Raw genomic sequence first — 18,499 nt, forward strand, 5'->3', positions numbered from 1 at the left:
TCCATGTCATTATTTAAGAGACTGCTGAAGCGTCCATAAATGTCTATAAAATTTATTATTTTCGATTAATTGTTGGTGGCTGCCTTGCTCAACAATTTGTCCCTGTTGCATCACGATAATGCGTTGGTGATTACGGATTGTGGAAAGGCGATGGGCAATCGTAATAACAGTGCGCCCTTTGGCTATTTCTTGCATATTTTCTTGAATAATAGCTTGGGATTCGTCATCTAATGCGCTGGTGGCCTCATCGAAAATGATGATTTTAGGGTCAGCTAAAAGGGTTCTTGCGATGGCGATACGTTGGCGTTGTCCCCCTGAAAGTGATGATCCACCTTCAGCTAAAACGGTGTCATATCCCATGGGTAATTTGAGAATAAAATCATGCGCTCCCGCCATTTTTGCGGCATTCACCACTTGATCCATTGATGCATTGGGGTTCGTTTGTGCAATATTATTGAAGACAGATTGGTTGAATAGAAAATTTTCTTGTAAAACAATACCAATTTGTTTCCTTAACGATGAAAGCTCGATAGCTGAAATTGGTGTGCCATCAAGGTAAATTGCCCCTTGTTCTGGAGTATATAAACGCAATATTAACCGAGCTAATGTGCTTTTCCCTGAACCTGAGGTACCCACGATACCGATGGTTTCGCCTGCTTTAATCGAAAGATTAAAGTTATCGAGGATAGAAGGCATATTAGGCTGATAACGGAAGCTAATGTTGTGTAGTTGAATATTGCCAATGAGTTGAACGTCATTGCCTTTTTTACTTTGCTCTATCGGAAGGTTGATTATTTGCGACAGTTTTTCTATTGCGACTTTGGTTCGAATATAGTCTCCCCATAATTTCACCAGTTTCACCAGCGGTTGGTTTGCGTGGTTGACCATCATGTGAAAAGCAATAAATTGCCCAATAGTCAATTGCAACGCGAGAACTTCGGACGCACCCACCCATAGAACAAGGGCACTGGTGACTTTTTCAATCACCATGACGATGTGCTCTGAGCGAGAACTGATTTGCCCAGAGACAAAGTTGGTTTGGCTCATATCGGCAGTTTGTGTATCCCAACGACGGGTAAAGCTCGGTTCAATGGATAAGCTTTTGGCTGTCTCTATCCCATTCACACTTTCCGTTAAAAATGAGGTATTGATAGCAATATTTGCAAACTGCTGCTGAGCTGCCGCTTCAATCTTTGGTGTCAGCCACCATGCGACCAGCAAATAGCAGGGGATTGAACATAAGAAAAGTAAGGTAAGTGTGGTGGATAGCAGGTTCATCACATAGACGAAGACAAATAAAAATAGTACATCAACGCACAGTGTGAAAAAGCTACTCGTTAAAAATTCTCGAATGGTTTCTAATTCTTTTACTCGAGTGACAATCGCACCGATTTGTCTATTTTTAAAAAACGAAATAGGCAGATGCAATAAATGATTAACGAGTTTTAATCCTAGCGTCATATCAATACGATTGACGGTATGGTTATAAATATACTCTCTTAGACCTTTTAATATAACTTCGATGATAGCAGCAACAATTAAACCGAAAATTAAAACATCCAAGGTGGATAAACTATTATGAATAAGGACTTTATCCATAATTACTTGCATGACAATAGGCGAAGCTAAAGCCAAAATTTGTAGAATAAAGGAAAAAACCAGTACCCATGCAATAATACTACGGTACTTCATGAATTCTGTTTGGAACCATGAAATATCGAATTTTCCTTGTTTGACTTTGACGTGAAGCCAATCTCCACTCCAGTTATTTTGGAGTTCTTCATGGCTCCATATTTCAGGCGAGGATTGACCAATACGCTGAATCAGCACCTGTTCTTGATTATGATTAGCCAGAAGGAATGCATGCCCATTATTATCATATAAAATAGCGGGTGAAGGGAGTTTCTTTATTTTTTTATCACGCTGATATTTATTTTTACATTTAATCTGATATTTATCTTTTATTACTTTAATGTAATTTTCAATATGATGAATATCTTTTGTGGCTTGCTTGAATTCGTCATGGTCGATTTCACCAGAAAGCTTTGCAATTATGCTAATAAAATATAACGTTGATTGTGTTTTAACACTTTCCATTGTGTATTTTTATCATCCTGTAATTTTAATAATGCTTATGTATCAATTTCGAGAATTTAGTTATTTAATCGAGATGGATAATACCGTCATCATAATTACAAGTGTATTGAAGTTCGTCTTATTATTTGAATATGAATATATTGAGGATATACCTTTGCCCCCGATATTTAAAAATTAAATATCGGGGGCAGTACTGCAAAGGATTAGGGGTTAATCAGGAATACCTAAAAAGCGGTGAATAGCGCGTAGTACATGTTCTGGTTTTTCAGCATGTACCCAATGACCCGCATCTGCGACTACCCATGCCTTTGCTTGAGGAAACTGCCCAGCAATGTCTTCACGATATTCAGCTTGTACATAAGGAGACTTTCCACCGGGAATGAGCAATACCGGTTTATTCCACGCAGGCACTGTTTTCCAACCAATAATTTTTTCATAGTTGGCTTTGAGGGCGGGAAGGTTGAATTTCCATTCGCCTTGCTTAAAGGATTTCAGTAAAAATTGAATCACGCCGTCTTCAGGGATAAATTGGCGCATAATGTTACTGGCATCCTGGCGTGTTTTGACTTGCGCTTGCGTTGTCGCTTCTAACGCGGCAATGATTTCATCATGACGGCGGACTTGATAAGCGACTGGGGCAATGTCAATTGCCACGATTTTTTCAATAAAATCAGGTGCTATCTCGCTGGCCGCCATGGCAATCTTACCGCCCATGGAGTGACCTATCAAAATGGTACTGTGATAACCAAGGGATTTAACCAGAGTGATCACATCTTCAGCCATATCTCGGTATTCCATTTCATTGGAACGAAAAGAATCACCATGATTGCGTACATCAATTTGAATGGTATCGAAATAGTTTTGTAAGTCGCGACCTAAAACCCCTAAATTATTCAGATCACCAAAGAGCCCATGGATCAAAACAACGGGGGTGGTGGTGATCGGGTTTTCAGGTTTATGGATTGTATAATTAAGTAATTCGGTCATATTTGAACTAGGATTAATGTTGTTTGCCGGATGAGGGGCTTATCATGGCATGGTGATGAGGAAAAACCAAATTTGTGCAATAGTAAACAAGATAACTTACTGAAATATCGTAAAACTTAACTCATTGTTTGTTTTAAGTTATTGAAATTTTAATTGTTTTGTTTTTTTTAAATCTGGCTTATAATCTGGCGCGAATTTTAGATTAAGAAAGTACTGGGAAAAAATGAAAACGATAGAAGTTGATGAAGAGCTTTACCGCTATATTGCAAGTCACACACAGCATATCGGTGAAAGTGCATCGGATATTTTACGCCGTATGCTAAATTTCAAATCTGCGCAGCAGCCAGTACCCGCAGCAAAAGAAGTGAATTTAACACCATTAGCGCCGCAAGATGCGCCGGTGATGAATACTAAGGTGGTTGCACAGAATCCAGTTAGAGTGATCAGAGAATTATTACTCTCTGATGCCTATGACGGAAAAAAACAAAGCGATCGATCGCTTTATGCTAATTCTTTCAACGTTGTATAGCTTAGATGCGAAGAGCTTTGAGCGCGCAACAGAGTCAATGCATGGTCGTACCCGTGTTTACTTTGCTGGTGATGAGCAAACTTTATTGGCTGCGGGCAAGCAGTCAAAACCTCGTCATATACCGGGCACACCGTATTGGGTGATCACCAATACCAACACCAATCGCAAGCGCAGTATGATTGATGCGATTATGCAAGAGATGAACTTCCCTGCGAATGTCATCGAAAAAGTTGGTAATACTATCTAAACATTGTGAAGTCACTGGTGTTTCACGCTAAGCATCAGTGCTTTGGGAGATAACAAGTGGCAATTCATGAACGAGCAGGGCAGCTTCCATTTCAAAGTGATTTGATTAACGTTGCTCAGTTAACGGCTCAATATTATACCCAGCAACCGGATCCTGAGGTGTCTTCTCAGGCAGTCAAATTTGGGACATCCGGTCATCGCGGTAGTTCGCTACGTAATAACTTTAATGAAAATCACATTCTGGCGATTGCTCAAGGCATTGCCGATTTGCGCAAGCAGCAAGGTGTAACAGGACCTTGTTACGTGGGGAAAGATACCCATGCGCTGTCAGAAGCTGCATTTATTACTGTGATTGAAGTGTTAGCAGCGAACCAAGTTCATGTTATTGTTCAAGAAAATAATGGTTTTACTCCAACGCCAGCTATCTCCCACGCTATTTTAAGCTATAACCAAACACATAAAGATGTCGCTGATGGCATTGTTATCACTCCTTCCCATAACCCACCGGAAGATGGCGGAATTAAATATAATCCTGCCAACGGTGGTCCTGCGGATACAGATTTAACTTCCGTTATTGAAAAACGCGCGAATCAGTTGCTGGCGACCGATCTTGATGACGTGAAGCGGTTAGATTTTGCTGATGCAATGGAAAGCGGTTTTGTGTCTGAGCAAGATTTAGTGATGCCGTATGTTCACGCATTAGGCGATGTTATTGATATGAAAGCTATCCAAAAGTCAGGATTAAAAATTGGCGTCGATCCGCTAGGTGGCTCGGGTATTGAATACTGGAAAAAAATTGCGGAGTATTATCAACTGGATATTGAAATAGTGAATGACCAGCTTGATCAAACCTTCCGTTTTATGCCGTTAGATCACGATGGAGTGATCCGCATGGACTGTTCATCCCGTTGGGCGATGGCGGGTTTGCTTGGCATGAAAGAAAAATTTGATTTAGCCTTTGCGAACGATCCTGATTATGACCGTCATGGTATTGTTACCCCGAGCGGGTTAATGAATCCTAACCATTATCTTGCAGTTGCGATTGATTACCTATTTCAAAATCGCCCTCAATGGGGAAAAGATGTTGCTGTTGGCAAAACCTTAGTCTCCAGTGCCATGATTGATCGTGTTGTCAATGATATGGGGCGCGAATTGATTGAAGTGCCCGTTGGTTTTAAATGGTTTGTCGATGGGTTATTTAATGGCAGCCTTGGGTTTGGTGGTGAAGAAAGTGCAGGCGCTTCATTCTTGAAGTTTGACGGTACTCCGTGGTCGACAGATAAAGACGGGATTATCTTATGCTTACTTGCCGCAGAAATCACAGCAGTAACCGGAGAAAATCCCCAGCAGCGTTACAATAAACTCGCTGAAAAATTTGGTGCGCCAATCTACAGCCGCATTCAAGCAAAAGCAACCCACGAGCAGAAAGCTAAGCTGAGTAAATTGTCCCCAGAAATGGTGTCAGCAGATACGTTAGCGGGGGATCAGATTACGCAGCGTTTGACTGCGGCGCCCGGAAATGGTGCTTCAATCGGTGGACTAAAAATTATGACCGATTACGGCTGGTTTGCAGCACGTCCATCTGGCACTGAAGAAGCCTACAAAATTTATTGTGAAAGTTTCCGTGGTGAAGAGCACCTTCATTTAATCGAGAAAGAAGCGATCGAAATCGTGAGTAAAGTGATTAGCTAACTCCTACCTTACAAGCGGGCGCTTTTCGCCCGCTTATCATGACTAAATCACTCGATAGTGAAAAATAGCATATTCAGGATTTTATCCCTTTTTTAGCGCGCATCACTTCATAAAATTGTGGTAGCTGATTCTGTGACGCTATTAACAAAATTGTTTTCTTTTCTGACTCACTAAATCTCACTTTTTGTTTTTGCCATTGAGACGTAATAACCGTTGCAGCTAGTGGCATGGAATGATACAACTTTAAGAATCTGGGTGATGTTAACTAACAATATTGAAGGTAGGTAAGGTCAATGAGTCAGGTTTATAATTTCAGCGCAGGTCCAGCAATGTTACCTGTTGAAGTCATGCGCCGCGCGGAGCAAGAGTTTTGTAACTGGAAAGGTCTAGGGGTTTCTGTGATGGAAGTTAGCCATCGCGGAAAAGATTTTATTGAAGTGGCAAAAGAAGCTGAACAAGATTTACGCGACTTATTAAATATCCCTGACAATTATAAAGTTTTATTCTGTCATGGCGGTGCCCGTGCCCATTTTGCGACACTACCAATGAACTTATTAGGCGATAAAACGACGGCTGACTATATTGTTAGTGGCTATTGGTCCGAATCCGCGGCTAAAGAAGCAACAAAATATTGCACACCGAATGTGATTGACGTTGTTCAAGAAAACAATGGGGTTGTGAGTATTAAACCAATGAGTGAATGGCCGTTAAGCAAAGATGCTGCGTATGTTCACTATTGCCCAAATGAAACTATTGGTGGTTTGGCTATCCATGAAGAGCCGGATTTCCCTGCGGATAAAATTATTGTTGCAGACTACTCTTCTGCCATTTTATCCAAGCCAATTGATGTCAGTCGATATGGCGTTATTTATGCTGGTGCTCAGAAGAATATTGGACCCGCCGGTTTAACCTTAGTTATCATTCGCGAAGATTTATTAGGCAAAGCCTCGCCTCAAACGCCATCCGTATTCGATTACACCGTATTGGCAAAACATGAGTCTATGTTTAATACACCTCCAACCTTTGCATGGTATTTAGCTGGTATGGTTTTCAAATGGCTAAAAGAGCAAGGTGGATTGCAAGAGATGGCAAAACGCAACTATGAAAAATCACAGTTGTTGTATAACGCAATCGATGATAGTGAATTTTATATTAACCGTGTAGCAGTTGAAAATCGCTCTTGGATGAACGTACCATTTCAAATGCAAAACCCTGCATTAGATGCAACTTTTATTGAAGGTGCGAAAGATCAAGGATTGTTATCACTGAAAGGTCATAAGGTTTCAGGCGGAATGCGGGCTTCAATTTACAATGCGATGCCTCTAGCCGGTGTTCAAGCACTCGTTGATTTTATGGCGGACTTTGAACGTCACCACGCATAATTTATTCAGTTCTATTTGAGCCGGTTTGTTTAGGAAGAACATTCCGGCTTATTAATTTAAATAATGATAAAAAAGTAGCAAACGACATCGGAGAAATCACTTTTTATGCAATCCCTGACATTACAACCTATCTCTTCAATTAGTGGCACCATTAATCTGCCGGGGTCAAAAAGTGTCTCCAACCGCGCGCTTCTTTTAGCCGCTATGGCGAAAGGCACTACGGTACTGACTAACTTATTAGACAGTGATGATATTCGCCATATGCTGAATGCATTAAGCTTACTTGGCGTTAAATATCAATTATCAGCGGATAAAACACGCTGCGAAGTTGAAGGTATTGATGGCTGTTTATCGCATAAGGGTGAGTTAGAAATCTTTTTAGGCAATGCAGGAACGGCCATGCGTCCTTTAACGGCGGCACTTTCATTATGTCCAAATAATATTATTTTGACTGGTGAGCCGCGTATGAAAGAGCGACCAATTGGTCACTTAGTGGATGCCTTAAGAGAAGGCGGTGCTGAAATCGATTATCTTGAACAAGAGAATTATCCGCCAATGCGCTTAAAAGGGGGCTTTGTTGGTGGACATATTTCGGTAGATGGTTCAGTTTCTAGTCAATTTTTAACGGCATTACTGATGGCTGCACCTTTAGCGGCTCAAGATACGGTGATCTCTATTGCGGGTGATTTAGTATCGAAACCGTATATCGACATCACACTGGCATTAATGAAAACATTCGGTGTGGATGTGGAAAATCACCAATACCAAAAATTTGTGATTAAAGGTCAGCAACAATATTTATCTCCAGGGGAGTACCTTGTTGAAGGTGATGCATCTTCTGCTTCCTATTTCCTTGCAGCGGCAGCTATCAAAGGCGGTGTAGTTCGAGTTACTGGCATTGGTCGTAACAGCCTACAGGGCGATACAAAGTTTGCTAACGTTTTGGAAAAAATGGGAGCAATTATCCGCTGGGGGGATGATTACGTTGAATGTGAACGTGGAACTCTGAACGGTATTGATATGGATATGAACGCTATTCCCGATGCAGCGATGACTATCGGAACGGTCGCTTTATTTGCAAAAGGTGAGACGGTGATTCGTAATATCTATAATTGGCGAGTAAAGGAAACTGATCGCTTATATGCAATGGCAACTGAGCTACGTAAAGTGGGGGCGGAAGTGGAGGAAGGACACGATTTTATTCGTGTGACGCCACCGAAGCAGCTGAAACACGCTGAAATTGAAACCTACAACGATCATCGTATTGCAATGTGCTTCTCACTGGTTGCACTTTCAAATACCCCTGTGACGATTTTAGATCCGGGATGTACCGCAAAAACATTCCCAGATTATTTCCAGCAACTTGCGCGATTAAGCCACTAGCGTAATGAGATTGGTTGATAAGCATCAATGAGTTATCAACCAATTTTTATTTTGCTTTTTTCTTATCTTTACCTATTTTTATTCCTGACAAGTCCACCTGTATATTTCACAAAATCGTTGAGTAGGTATAATATCCCCACAGATTTTAATTGCGGGTAGCTTAGGCTATTTGCAGAAAAGGAGATTTTTTATGGTGGCTATTGCCCCTGTAATCACCGTTGATGGACCAAGCGGAGCGGGTAAAGGAACCCTTTGCCAAGCATTAGCAAATGAATTTGGATGGCAACTCTTAGACTCTGGTGCAATTTACCGCGTGTTAGCATTAGCGGCTCTGCATCACCATGTTGATATTCAATCCGAAGATGCGTTAGTACCTTTAGCTGCAAATTTAGATGTCCGTTTTGTACCTGAAGAAAATCGATTGAAAGTCATTCTCGAAGGTGAAGATGTGTCTAATGAAATTAGACAAGAAACCGTTGGGAACACAGCATCACAAGCAGCGACTTTTCCGCGTGTTCGTGAGGCTCTATTAAGACGTCAGCGAGCCTTTAGAATGATGCCTGGCTTAATTGCGGATGGCAGAGATATGGGAACCGTTGTTTTTCCTGATGCGCCAGTGAAAATTTTTCTGGATGCTTCAGCAGAAGAACGAGCTCACCGCCGGATGAAGCAGTTGCAGGAGAAGGGGTTTGATGTTAATTTCGAGCGACTTTTAACCGAAATTCAAGAGCGCGATTATCGAGATCGTAACCGTCCGGTAGCGCCGCTCATTGCCGCGAAAGATGCATTAGTGCTGGATTCCACAAGTATGTCTATTGAGGAAGTTATTGAAAAAGCACGAACCTACGCGAAAAAAATTCTACAATTATCGTGATAATAGGCTTTATTTTAGCTTATAATTAGATAATATACTCAATTACCTCCATGCTGGTCATTTTCTAGCATGGTTAAAACTTTGCGACAAGGAATGTTGTGGAGTATGTGAAACAACCCCATTTGGCGGGATGCTATGTGGACGTTAATATAAGACACTTGAAGATCATTAATATGACTGAATCTTTTGCTCAACTCTTTGAAGAATCCCTGCAGAATATTGAAACTCGTCCAGGTTCTATTGTACGCGGTACAGTAGTTGCTATCGATAAAGACGTAGTACTGGTAGACGCAGGTCTTAAATCAGAATCTGCTATCCCAGTAGAACAGTTCAAAAATGCTCAGGGTGAGCTGGAAATCCAAGTTGGCGACGAAATCGATGTAGCTCTGGATGCAGTAGAAGATGGTTTCGGTGAAACTATCCTGTCTCGTGAGAAAGCGAAACGTCATGAAGCATGGCTGATGCTGGAAAAAGCTTACGAAGAAGCTGAAACTGTAACTGGTGTTATCAACGGTAAAGTTAAAGGTGGTTTCACTGTAGAACTGAACGGTATTCGTGCGTTCTTACCAGGTTCACTGGTAGATGTACGTCCAGTTCGTGATACTACTCACTTGGAAGGCAAAGAGCTTGAGTTCAAAGTAATCAAGCTGGATCAGAAACGCAACAACGTTGTTGTTTCTCGTCGTGCTGTAATTGAATCTGAAAGCAGCGCTGAGCGCGATCAACTGCTGGAAAACCTGCAAGAAGGCATGGAAGTTAAAGGTATCGTTAAGAACCTTACTGACTACGGTGCATTCGTTGATCTGGGCGGTGTTGACGGCCTGCTGCACATCACTGACATGGCTTGGAAACGTGTTAAACACCCAAGCGAAATCGTCAACGTTGGTGATGAAATCAATGTTAAAGTTCTGAAATTTGACCGTGAGCGCACTCGTGTTTCTCTGGGTCTGAAACAACTGGGCGAAGATCCTTGGGTCGCAATCGCTAAACGTTACCCAGAAGGTACTAAACTGACTGGTCGCGTTACTAACCTGACTGACTATGGTTGCTTCGTAGAAATCGAAGAAGGCGTTGAAGGTCTGGTTCACGTTTCAGAAATGGATTGGACTAACAAAAACATCCACCCATCTAAAGTTGTTAACGTTGGTGATGTTGTTGAAGTTATGGTTCTGGATATCGATGAAGAACGTCGTCGTATCTCTTTAGGCCTGAAACAATGCAAATCTAACCCATGGCAGCAATTTGCAGAGACTCACAACAAAGGTGACCGTGTTGAAGGTAAAATCAAGTCAATCACTGACTTCGGTATCTTCATCGGTCTGGACGGCGGCATCGATGGCCTGGTTCACCTGTCTGACATCTCCTGGAACGTTGCAGGCGAAGAAGCAGTTCGTGACTACAAAAAAGGCGACGAAATCGCAGCTGTTGTTCTGCAAGTCGACGCAGAGCGTGAGCGTATCTCTCTGGGCGTTAAACAGTTAGCTGAAGATCCATTCAACAACTACCTGGCAGCAACCAAGAAAGGCGCAATCGTTACTGGTAAAGTAATCGCAGTTGATGCTAAAGGTGCAACTGTAGAGCTGACTCTGGGCGTTGAAGGTTACCTGCGTGCATCAGAAGCTTCACGTGACCGTGTTGAAGATGCAACTCTGGTTCTGAACGTTGGTGATGATGTTGAAGCTAAATACACTGGTGTTGACCGTAAAAACCGTGTAATCAACCTGTCTGTTCGTGCTAAAGACGAAGCTGATGAGAAAGATGCTGTCGCAGCTGTGAACAAGCAAGAAGATACTGCATTCGGCAACAATGCAATGGCTGAAGCTTTCAAAGCAGCTAAAGGCGAATAATTAAGTGGGGGTAACTTCGGTTACCCCTTTGTATCGGTAGTTTAGGGAGGTACTATGACCAAGTCTGAATTAATTGAAAGACTGGCTAGCCAGCAGTCTCATCTTTCAGCGAAAACCGTTGAGGAAGCTGTAAAGGAAATACTTGAGCATATGGCTGATACGTTAGCTGAAGGCGAGCGTATTGAAGTCCGTGGATTCGGCAGTTTTTCTCTTCACTACCGTGCTCCACGTGTTGGCCGTAATCCAAAAACTGGTGACAAAGTGGAACTGGAAGGTAAATACGTTCCCCACTTCAAACCGGGTAAAGAGTTGCGTGACCGTGTAAATATTTATGGTCAATAATCGACTATAAATCTTAATTATTACTATAAAACAGCGCCTATATTTATATAGCGCTGTTTTTTTATGCCCGTACTTTTCATATTTCCCCACTGATTTCGATTTTAATAAATCATTTCGCTAATACTTTTTGCAAAGCGCTCCGCAATTAATCTTTTTCTATATACCGTATTACATTTAATTCTGGATGCGTGCTTGAAGCTTTCTATCGTCTGGGCTTTTTTACTCTTATTTATGTCTTTAACTTACCTACATGAAAATAACAGTTTGGTAGATTAAATGCAGATAGGACTATTCAGTCGTAACCTCCCAAGTACACTCTCTTATACCGAAGCGGCGACTGCGTTGATTATCGGTACGCTACCGTTACTTTTTCTATCTAAATTACCTGACTCAAATTACTATTTAGTAATCGGTTCTATTTTATTGATTACTATTGTTTTTATTTGGAAAAATAAATTTTCTCGATTTTTGTTTTTGATAGGAATGAGCTTTCTTTGGGCTTGTTGGCACGGACTTGAGATAACACAAAAAATCGATTTTTTAAGTAGTGACTATCGACAGTGGGATATCACAATAGTCAGTATCCCACTTACTCAGGATGACCCAATAAAACGCGTAAAAATAGATAGAGTTGACGGAAGACGGATTTTTCCATCCTTATATGCATCATGGAATTTCAAACAGAATGGACATGAAAATAGGTGTGTAGGGCAACAATGGCGAGTAACAGGAAAATTAAACCCTGTTCATGCCTCATTGAATGAGGGAGGGTTTGACAGGCAGCGATATTTTATAGCGCAAAGAATGATTGGAACATTAAAAACTAAGCATGTGGAACAAGTGAGTGTGCAGTGTTCTTTACGGCAAAACATTATTGACCAATTCAAAGAAAAAATTTTAGCTCAAAAAAATCAAGGGATTATTTACGCATTAATGTTTGGGGAAAGAGGATTAATTTCTATTGAGCACATTCAATTACTTCAATCTACGGGGCTAACCCATCTAATTGCGATTTCAGGGTTACATATTGGTATGGCTTATTTAATTGGCTATCTATGTGCTCGATTATTACAATTTTTTTTACCTATAAGATGGATAGGTGAAAATTTACCATTATTATCAGGGATGCTCTTTGCCTTGCTATATGCTTGGCTTTCTAATTTTGCGATTCCGGCAACTCGAGCAATATTTGCATTATTGTTATGGCTCTATGTTCGTAAGCAGTCATTTTATTGCTTTTCATGGCAATGGGCCATTTGGAGTATTGCAAGTATTCTATGGTTTGACCCGCTTGCTATTCTTTCTGATAGCTTTTGGTTATCCAGTTTTGCTGTATTAGCTATTCTATATTGGTTCCGTATTTTTCCTATACCATTAGTATTTAATCGTCACCCACTATTCAGGAGAGTGGTTCCGCTCATTCATTTGCAAATTGGGCTATTGATTTTATTAATTCCGATCCAAGTATTGTTATTTAAAGGGATTAACGTGATGAGCCTATTTGCTAACTTATGGTTTGTTCCGTTAATCACATGGGGTGTTGTTCCAATTGTCTTTGGTATATTACTGTTTCCTATCAATGCTTGGCATAATATTGCATTTAGATTTATCGATAAAGTTATTGAAATTGGATTAGAGCCCCTTGTTTACTTAAATAGCTTTTGGGTGGAAATTAATGCAATTTCAATTTATATCGTACTTTTTTGCGGGTCTTTTGCTTTCATTCTTTTATTCGGTTGGTATCGAAATTACCTTGGGCTATTAATTTGCTTCATAGTGATGCTCTTTTTCACACAAAGTAAAAATCAGCATCAAGAGCATGATTGGTGTCTCATTCTGTTGGATATTGGGCATGGACTCGCTGCTATTATGGTGCAAAATCAACAAGGGGTTTTATATGATACTGGTAATCGTTGGAATAAGGGAAGTAATGCGAAACAGCAGATCATTCCATTTTTGAAACATCACCAAGTCATTCCTATTCATGCAATATTAAGCCACAATCATCTTGATCACACTGGTGGTGTATCCGATTTAATTAAGCAATATCCATGGGTAAGTTTACGTAGCAGTTTCGGGCAGCCGCGTCACCTTCCATGCTACCAAGGGCAAAATTGGCAGTGGGGTAAGCTCCGATTTGATATTTTGTGGCCAAAGAAACTCTCGGAGACATCACATAATAATGACTCTTGCGTAATACAAGTCAGTGATGGCTATCGGAAATTATTACTGACCGGAGATTTAGAGAAAGAAGGTGAGAAAAGCTTAGTGATGCAAGATAAGTATTCTCTCAAAGCGGATATTTTATTTGTTCCTCATCACGGAAGTAGCACATCTTCAACGCCTTTATTTATTCGAAAAGTACAGCCAACTCTCGCATTAGTCTCTTCAGCACGCTATAGCCCGTGGAAAATTCCATCAGACAAAGTGTATTTGCGCTATGCTAAACATAATATTCAATGGCTAAATACAGCTGAGGAAGGTCAGATAACAATATGTTTTAAAAAAGAAAAAATGAAAATATCACGTTACAGAAAGGAAATTAATCCCCGTTGGTATCATCTGTGGTTTGGTGATCGCTAATTTCCCTAGTAGAATAGTGCGCTTACATTAAGTCTGGTAATAAAAGAATGAATGATCAAGACCTATCGACAAAACAAACATTTAAGCGCCTATGGCCAACCATTGCGCCTTTTAAAATTGGGTTAGTTGTTGCCGCAATTGCGCTTATCATTAACGCGGCAGGTGATGCGTTTATGATTTCTTTACTTAAGCCATTATTGGATGATGGTTTTGGTAAAGCGGATAATGACACGTTAAAGTGGCTACCTCTCGCGATTCTAGGATTGATGGTCGTGCGTGGGTCTTCAAGTTATGTCTCCACCTACTGCGTTTCTTGGGTTTCAGGAAAAGTCGTCATGAGCATGCGCCAAAAATTATTTGGTCACATGATGGGAATGCCAGTAAGCTATTTTGACCAGCAATCAACGGGAACTCTGTTATCGCGTATTACATATGATTCAGAGCAAGTTGCCTCCTCTGCATCTGGTGCGCTCATTACCATTATTCGCGAAGGCACTTATATTATCGCGTTATTTGGGATCATGTTTTATAACAGCTGGCAGTTATCGCTGATTTTGATTGCTATTGCGCCAATTGTCTCTATAACCATTCGTGTTGTTTCTAAACGTTTTCGCAAAATCAGTAAAAACATGCAAACCGGTATGGGGCATGTGACTACTAGTGCTGAGCAGATGTTAAAAGGGCACAAAGAAGTACTCATTTTTGGTGGTCAAAAAGTTGAAACAGAACGTTTTAATAAGGTTAGCAATAATATGCGCCGCCAAAACATGAAGATGGTTAGCGCCTCAGCTATCTCTGACCCTATTGTTCAGATGATTGCTTCTTTTGCATTGGCTTTTGTTTTATATGCGGCGAGCTTTCCTGAGATTAAAGATCAATTATCACCAGGTACAATCGGTGTGGTTTTCTCATCTATGTTTGCGTTAATGCGCCCACTAAAATCACTGACTAACGTGAATGCACAATTCCAACGTGGAATGGCTGCATGCCAAACGTTATTTGCGATTTTAGATACTGAAAAAGAAAAAGATGAAGGAACAAAAGTTCTGAGCGATGTGAAGGGCGATATTGAATTCGATTCTGTTACTTTTACATATCAAACCAAAGAGCATCCTGCTTTAGAGGATGTTTCTTTCACATTACCTGCGGGTAAATCAGTGGCTTTGGTAGGGCGTTCAGGATCGGGTAAATCGACTATTGCTAACTTAATTACTCGCTTTTATGACATTGATAAGGGCAGTATTCGTATCGATGGTCATGATATTCGAGATTACACTTTGCAGTCTTTGCGTAGCCAGGTCGCTTTAGTATCTCAGCACGTTTATTTATTCAATGATACTGTGGCAAATAATATTGCCTATGCCACCGATGGACGATACAGCCGAGCAGAAATTGAAAAAGCAGCTGAAATGGCATATGCCATGGACTTTATCAAAAAGCTGGATAATGGCCTAGATACCATGATTGGCGAGAATGGAGTGATGCTTTCCGGTGGTCAACGCCAGCGTATTGCGATTGCTCGTGCGTTATTGCGTGATGCACCAATCTTGATTCTTGATGAAGCAACATCCGCTTTGGACACTGAATCTGAGCGAGCAATTCAAGCTGCATTGGATGAATTACAAAAAAATAGAACATCATTGGTTATTGCTCACCGCTTATCTACGATTGAAAATGCGGATCAAATCTTGGTTGTACAAGATGGGCATATCATTGAGCGTGGTGACCATGCAACGTTATTAGCGAAAAATGGCGCATACGCGCAATTGCATAGGATCCAATTTAAGAATGATTGAACGCATTTGGTCCGGTAAATCATGGCTTTATATTTTACTACTTCCATTATCTTTTCTGTATGGATTGATAACGTTAGTTCGCCATCTTGGTTATAAAACCGGACTATTTCGTTCATGGAAATCCCCTGTACCTGTTGTGGTTGTGGGGAATTTAACCGCAGGGGGAAATGGAAAAACCCCTGTTGTAATTTGGTTGGTTGAGTCACTGAGCAAACAAGGCGTGCGTGTTGGGGTTGTTTCGCGTGGATATGGCGGAAAGTCTGATTATTATCCCTTAGTTCTTAATCAAAACACGACGACCGCCGTTGCTGGGGATGAGCCTGTTCTTATTTATCACCGCACTCATGTTCCTGTGGCAGTGGCACCGAAACGCAGTGATGCAATTAAAGCATTACTCGATAATTTTCAGTTAGATATCATTATTACTGACGATGGTTTACAGCATTATGCACTACAGCGCGACTATGAAATTGTCGTCATCGATGGGCAACGTCGTTTTGGTAATGGTTGGTGGCTGCCCGCAGGACCTATGCGTGAGCGTGCTGGACGATTAAAGACAGCTAATGCCTTGATCGTTAATGGTGGACACCCTGATTTAAATGAAACGCTTATGTCTCTTGAAGGTGATATTGCCGTTAATTTGGTCACGGGAGAAAAGCGCCAAGTGACAGAACTTAAAAATGTGGTCGCAATGGCAGGAATAGGTCATCCACCTCGATTTTTCTCCTCTCTAGAAAGTAAAGGGTTAATATTAGCGAATACTCAAGCTTTTTCTGATCATCAAGCTTATAGTCAACAACAATTGGCAGATTTAGTGGATGAAAACCAAAATTTACTGATGACAGAAAAGGACGCTGTAAAATGCCAAACCTTTGCACAATCCAATTGGTGGTATCTTCCAGTAGAAGCGAATATTGATAAAACAGGCGAAAAACGAATCTTAAGTGAAATAAAATCACTTATCTGAAATAAAACCACTTGCTTTTAGGATTAATTTCAGATAATAATACCCGCAATGTGATGCAGATCTACTTATTATGTACCAAGTTGCAATACATTAATAAGTGGATTATTTGCTAGCTTTAATTTTACGACCCGTTCTTGAGTTAGTCACTTATCCCCGTAATACACTGCTTACACCGCTATTTCGTGTTGTCATCATAATGTCAAAATAGACTGTTAAGTTCACGGTAAATGTATGGTGCCTGATACCTACACTTGGGTCGTTATAAGATATGCATAAACATTTGATGCATAAATTGGTTAAGTTAATTACTCTTAATTATGTTAATAGATCGGCATGAATAGATCGGAATGAACCGATCGCTTTGAATCATTCAGCAAGATAAATGGAATAACGAGTAGAGAGTAATGATACAAATATAAAAAATTGTTCTCAGAACAAGAAGGAGTTTCAATATGAATTTTCAATTACATATGGGTCGAGTTAAATGGTTTGATGCAAAAGAAGGTTACGGTTTTATTTCACCTCGTAATGGTGGTGATGATATTTTCGTGACAACCAAATCACTTGCGAATAAAAAAATCAAATCATTATTTGAAGGCCAAAACGTCGAGTTCTCTGTTACTCGCAATTCAGATGGCATAACGGCAAGAGACGTTATCGCTTACTAATTGAATTTTTAACAGAAATATTTCTCCTGCGCTATCCTCTCATTCTCTTGCAGGAGATCTTAATAAGCAAGAATAGAGTTAACGGTGATACCTGCATGTGATATCCTGACGCCAAGTGAGTTTAAATCCATTTGGGAGAAAACATGGATCACCGTTTACTTGAAATTGTTGCTTGCCCATCCTGTCACGGCAAACTCAGTTACAACAAAGAAAACCTCGAATTAATCTGCAAATTTGATCATCTCGCCTTTCCAGTTCGTGATGGTATTCCTGTACTACTTGAAAATGAAGCGCGTAAAGTGGCTTTAGACGAAGGACAGTAACCCTATGTTTACCGTCATTATTCCTGCACGTTATGCTTCAACACGATTACCGGGTAAGCCTTTAGCAGATATTCACGGTAAACCGATGGTTGTTCGTGTCATGGAGCAAGCGATTAAGTCAGGCGCGAGCCGAGTGATTATTGCTACGGATCATACTGATGTTGCTGCCGCAGTGATTGCGGCGGGTGGTGAAGCTTGCATGACTAATCCTGATCACCAGTCGGGTACTGAGCGGCTAGCTGAAGTGATTGACACTTATGGTTTCTCTGATGATGAAATTATTGTCAATGTACAAGGTGATGAGCCACTGATCCCACCTGAAATTATTCGCCAAGTTGCTCAAAATTTGCAAGGTAGCCAAGCTAATATGGGAACGCTGGCAGTGCCTATCCACAGTGCACAAGAAGCGTTTAATCCGAATGCGGTGAAAGTGGTGATGGATAAAGATGGCTATGCACTTTATTTTTCTCGTGCCACCATCCCTTGGGATAGAGACCAATTCGCGAAAAGTAAAGAGACCATTGGCGATACTTTCTTACGCCATATTGGTATCTACGCCTATCGTGCTGGGTTTATTCGTCGCTATATTGCTTGGGATGCAAGCCCACTCGAAAAAATCGAAATGTTAGAACAACTTCGAGTACTGTGGTATGGCGAAAAAATTCATGTTGCGGTTGCAGAAAAAGCACCGGGAGCTGGCGTGGATACCCCAGAAGACCTAGAATTAGTTAGACAAGAATTTCAGCCATAATTTCAATAGGAGAGCATGGCTTATTTAGTAGA

General features: G+C 40.8%; 14 protein-coding genes and 1 pseudogene. 13 read left to right on the forward strand and 2 right to left on the reverse strand.

Features of this window, described 5'->3' with window-relative positions:
• Window positions 1-9: 9 nt before the first annotated feature.
• Window positions 10-2,097, reverse strand: a complete 2,088-nt coding sequence (locus PROVALCAL_RS03830) for a type I secretion system permease/ATPase (RefSeq protein ID WP_006657800.1) — start codon at window positions 2,095-2,097, stop codon at window positions 10-12.
• A 210-nt stretch (window positions 2,098-2,307) separates the two neighbouring features.
• Window positions 2,308-3,084 carry an esterase gene (ybfF, locus tag PROVALCAL_RS03835; protein WP_006657801.1) on the reverse strand — a complete coding sequence of 259 codons (777 nt, stop codon included), beginning with the start codon at window positions 3,082-3,084 and terminating at the stop codon, window positions 2,308-2,310.
• A gap of 223 nt (window positions 3,085-3,307) precedes the next feature.
• Between ybfF and seqA the strand changes: the two are divergent.
• The 13 genes and pseudogenes from seqA to kdsB all read left to right on the forward strand — a co-directional run bounded on the left by seqA (window position 3,308) and on the right by kdsB (window position 18,467).
• Window positions 3,308-3,860: pseudogene (seqA, locus tag PROVALCAL_RS03840) on the forward strand (replication initiation negative regulator SeqA).
• A 56-nt stretch (window positions 3,861-3,916) separates the two neighbouring features.
• Entirely contained in the window at window positions 3,917-5,551 is a 1,635-nt protein-coding gene (gene pgm / locus PROVALCAL_RS03845) for a phosphoglucomutase (alpha-D-glucose-1,6-bisphosphate-dependent) (RefSeq protein ID WP_006657804.1), read from the forward strand.
• 293 nt (window positions 5,552-5,844) lie between these two features.
• Window positions 5,845-6,933 carry a 3-phosphoserine/phosphohydroxythreonine transaminase gene (gene serC / locus PROVALCAL_RS03850; protein ID WP_006657806.1) on the forward strand — a complete coding sequence of 363 codons (1,089 nt, stop codon included), beginning with the start codon at window positions 5,845-5,847 and terminating at the stop codon, window positions 6,931-6,933.
• Window positions 6,934-7,038: 105 nt separating this feature from the next.
• Window positions 7,039-8,316, forward strand: a complete 1,278-nt coding sequence (aroA, locus tag PROVALCAL_RS03855) for a 3-phosphoshikimate 1-carboxyvinyltransferase (RefSeq protein ID WP_006657807.1) — start codon at window positions 7,039-7,041, stop codon at window positions 8,314-8,316.
• Window positions 8,317-8,506: 190 nt separating this feature from the next.
• Entirely contained in the window at window positions 8,507-9,190 is a 684-nt protein-coding gene (cmk, locus tag PROVALCAL_RS03860) for a (d)CMP kinase (RefSeq protein WP_006657808.1), read from the forward strand.
• 173 nt (window positions 9,191-9,363) lie between these two features.
• Window positions 9,364-11,037, forward strand: coding sequence for a 30S ribosomal protein S1 (rpsA, locus tag PROVALCAL_RS03865; RefSeq protein WP_006662163.1), 1,674 nt, complete (start codon window positions 9,364-9,366; stop codon window positions 11,035-11,037).
• A 54-nt stretch (window positions 11,038-11,091) separates the two neighbouring features.
• The gene (gene ihfB, locus PROVALCAL_RS03870; RefSeq protein WP_006657810.1) at window positions 11,092-11,379 is read left to right on the forward strand and encodes an integration host factor subunit beta; all 288 of its coding nucleotides are present in this window, start codon (window positions 11,092-11,094) and stop codon (window positions 11,377-11,379) included.
• A 276-nt stretch (window positions 11,380-11,655) separates the two neighbouring features.
• Entirely contained in the window at window positions 11,656-13,962 is a 2,307-nt protein-coding gene (locus PROVALCAL_RS03875; RefSeq protein WP_006657811.1) for a DNA internalization-related competence protein ComEC/Rec2, read from the forward strand.
• A 47-nt stretch (window positions 13,963-14,009) separates the two neighbouring features.
• Entirely contained in the window at window positions 14,010-15,758 is a 1,749-nt protein-coding gene (gene msbA / locus PROVALCAL_RS03880) for a lipid A ABC transporter ATP-binding protein/permease MsbA (protein WP_006657812.1), read from the forward strand.
• A complete protein-coding gene (lpxK, locus tag PROVALCAL_RS03885; RefSeq protein WP_006657813.1) occupies window positions 15,751-16,725 on the forward strand; it encodes a tetraacyldisaccharide 4'-kinase in 975 nt (324 codons plus the stop codon). Before msbA ends, lpxK begins: the two co-directional genes overlap by 8 nt.
• A 452-nt stretch (window positions 16,726-17,177) precedes the next feature.
• Window positions 17,178-17,393 (forward strand): cold-shock protein, encoded by a 216-nt coding sequence (locus PROVALCAL_RS03890; protein WP_006657814.1) that lies wholly within the window; start codon window positions 17,178-17,180, stop codon window positions 17,391-17,393.
• A 143-nt stretch (window positions 17,394-17,536) separates the two neighbouring features.
• Window positions 17,537-17,716 carry a Trm112 family protein gene (locus PROVALCAL_RS03895; protein ID WP_006657815.1) on the forward strand — a complete coding sequence of 60 codons (180 nt, stop codon included), beginning with the start codon at window positions 17,537-17,539 and terminating at the stop codon, window positions 17,714-17,716.
• Between the two features lie 4 nt (window positions 17,717-17,720).
• Entirely contained in the window at window positions 17,721-18,467 is a 747-nt protein-coding gene (gene kdsB, locus PROVALCAL_RS03900; RefSeq protein ID WP_006657816.1) for a 3-deoxy-manno-octulosonate cytidylyltransferase, read from the forward strand.
• Window positions 18,468-18,499 lie beyond the last annotated feature (32 nt).

The organism is Providencia alcalifaciens DSM 30120, assembly GCF_000173415.1.
Classification (GTDB): domain Bacteria; phylum Pseudomonadota; class Gammaproteobacteria; order Enterobacterales; family Enterobacteriaceae; genus Providencia; species Providencia alcalifaciens.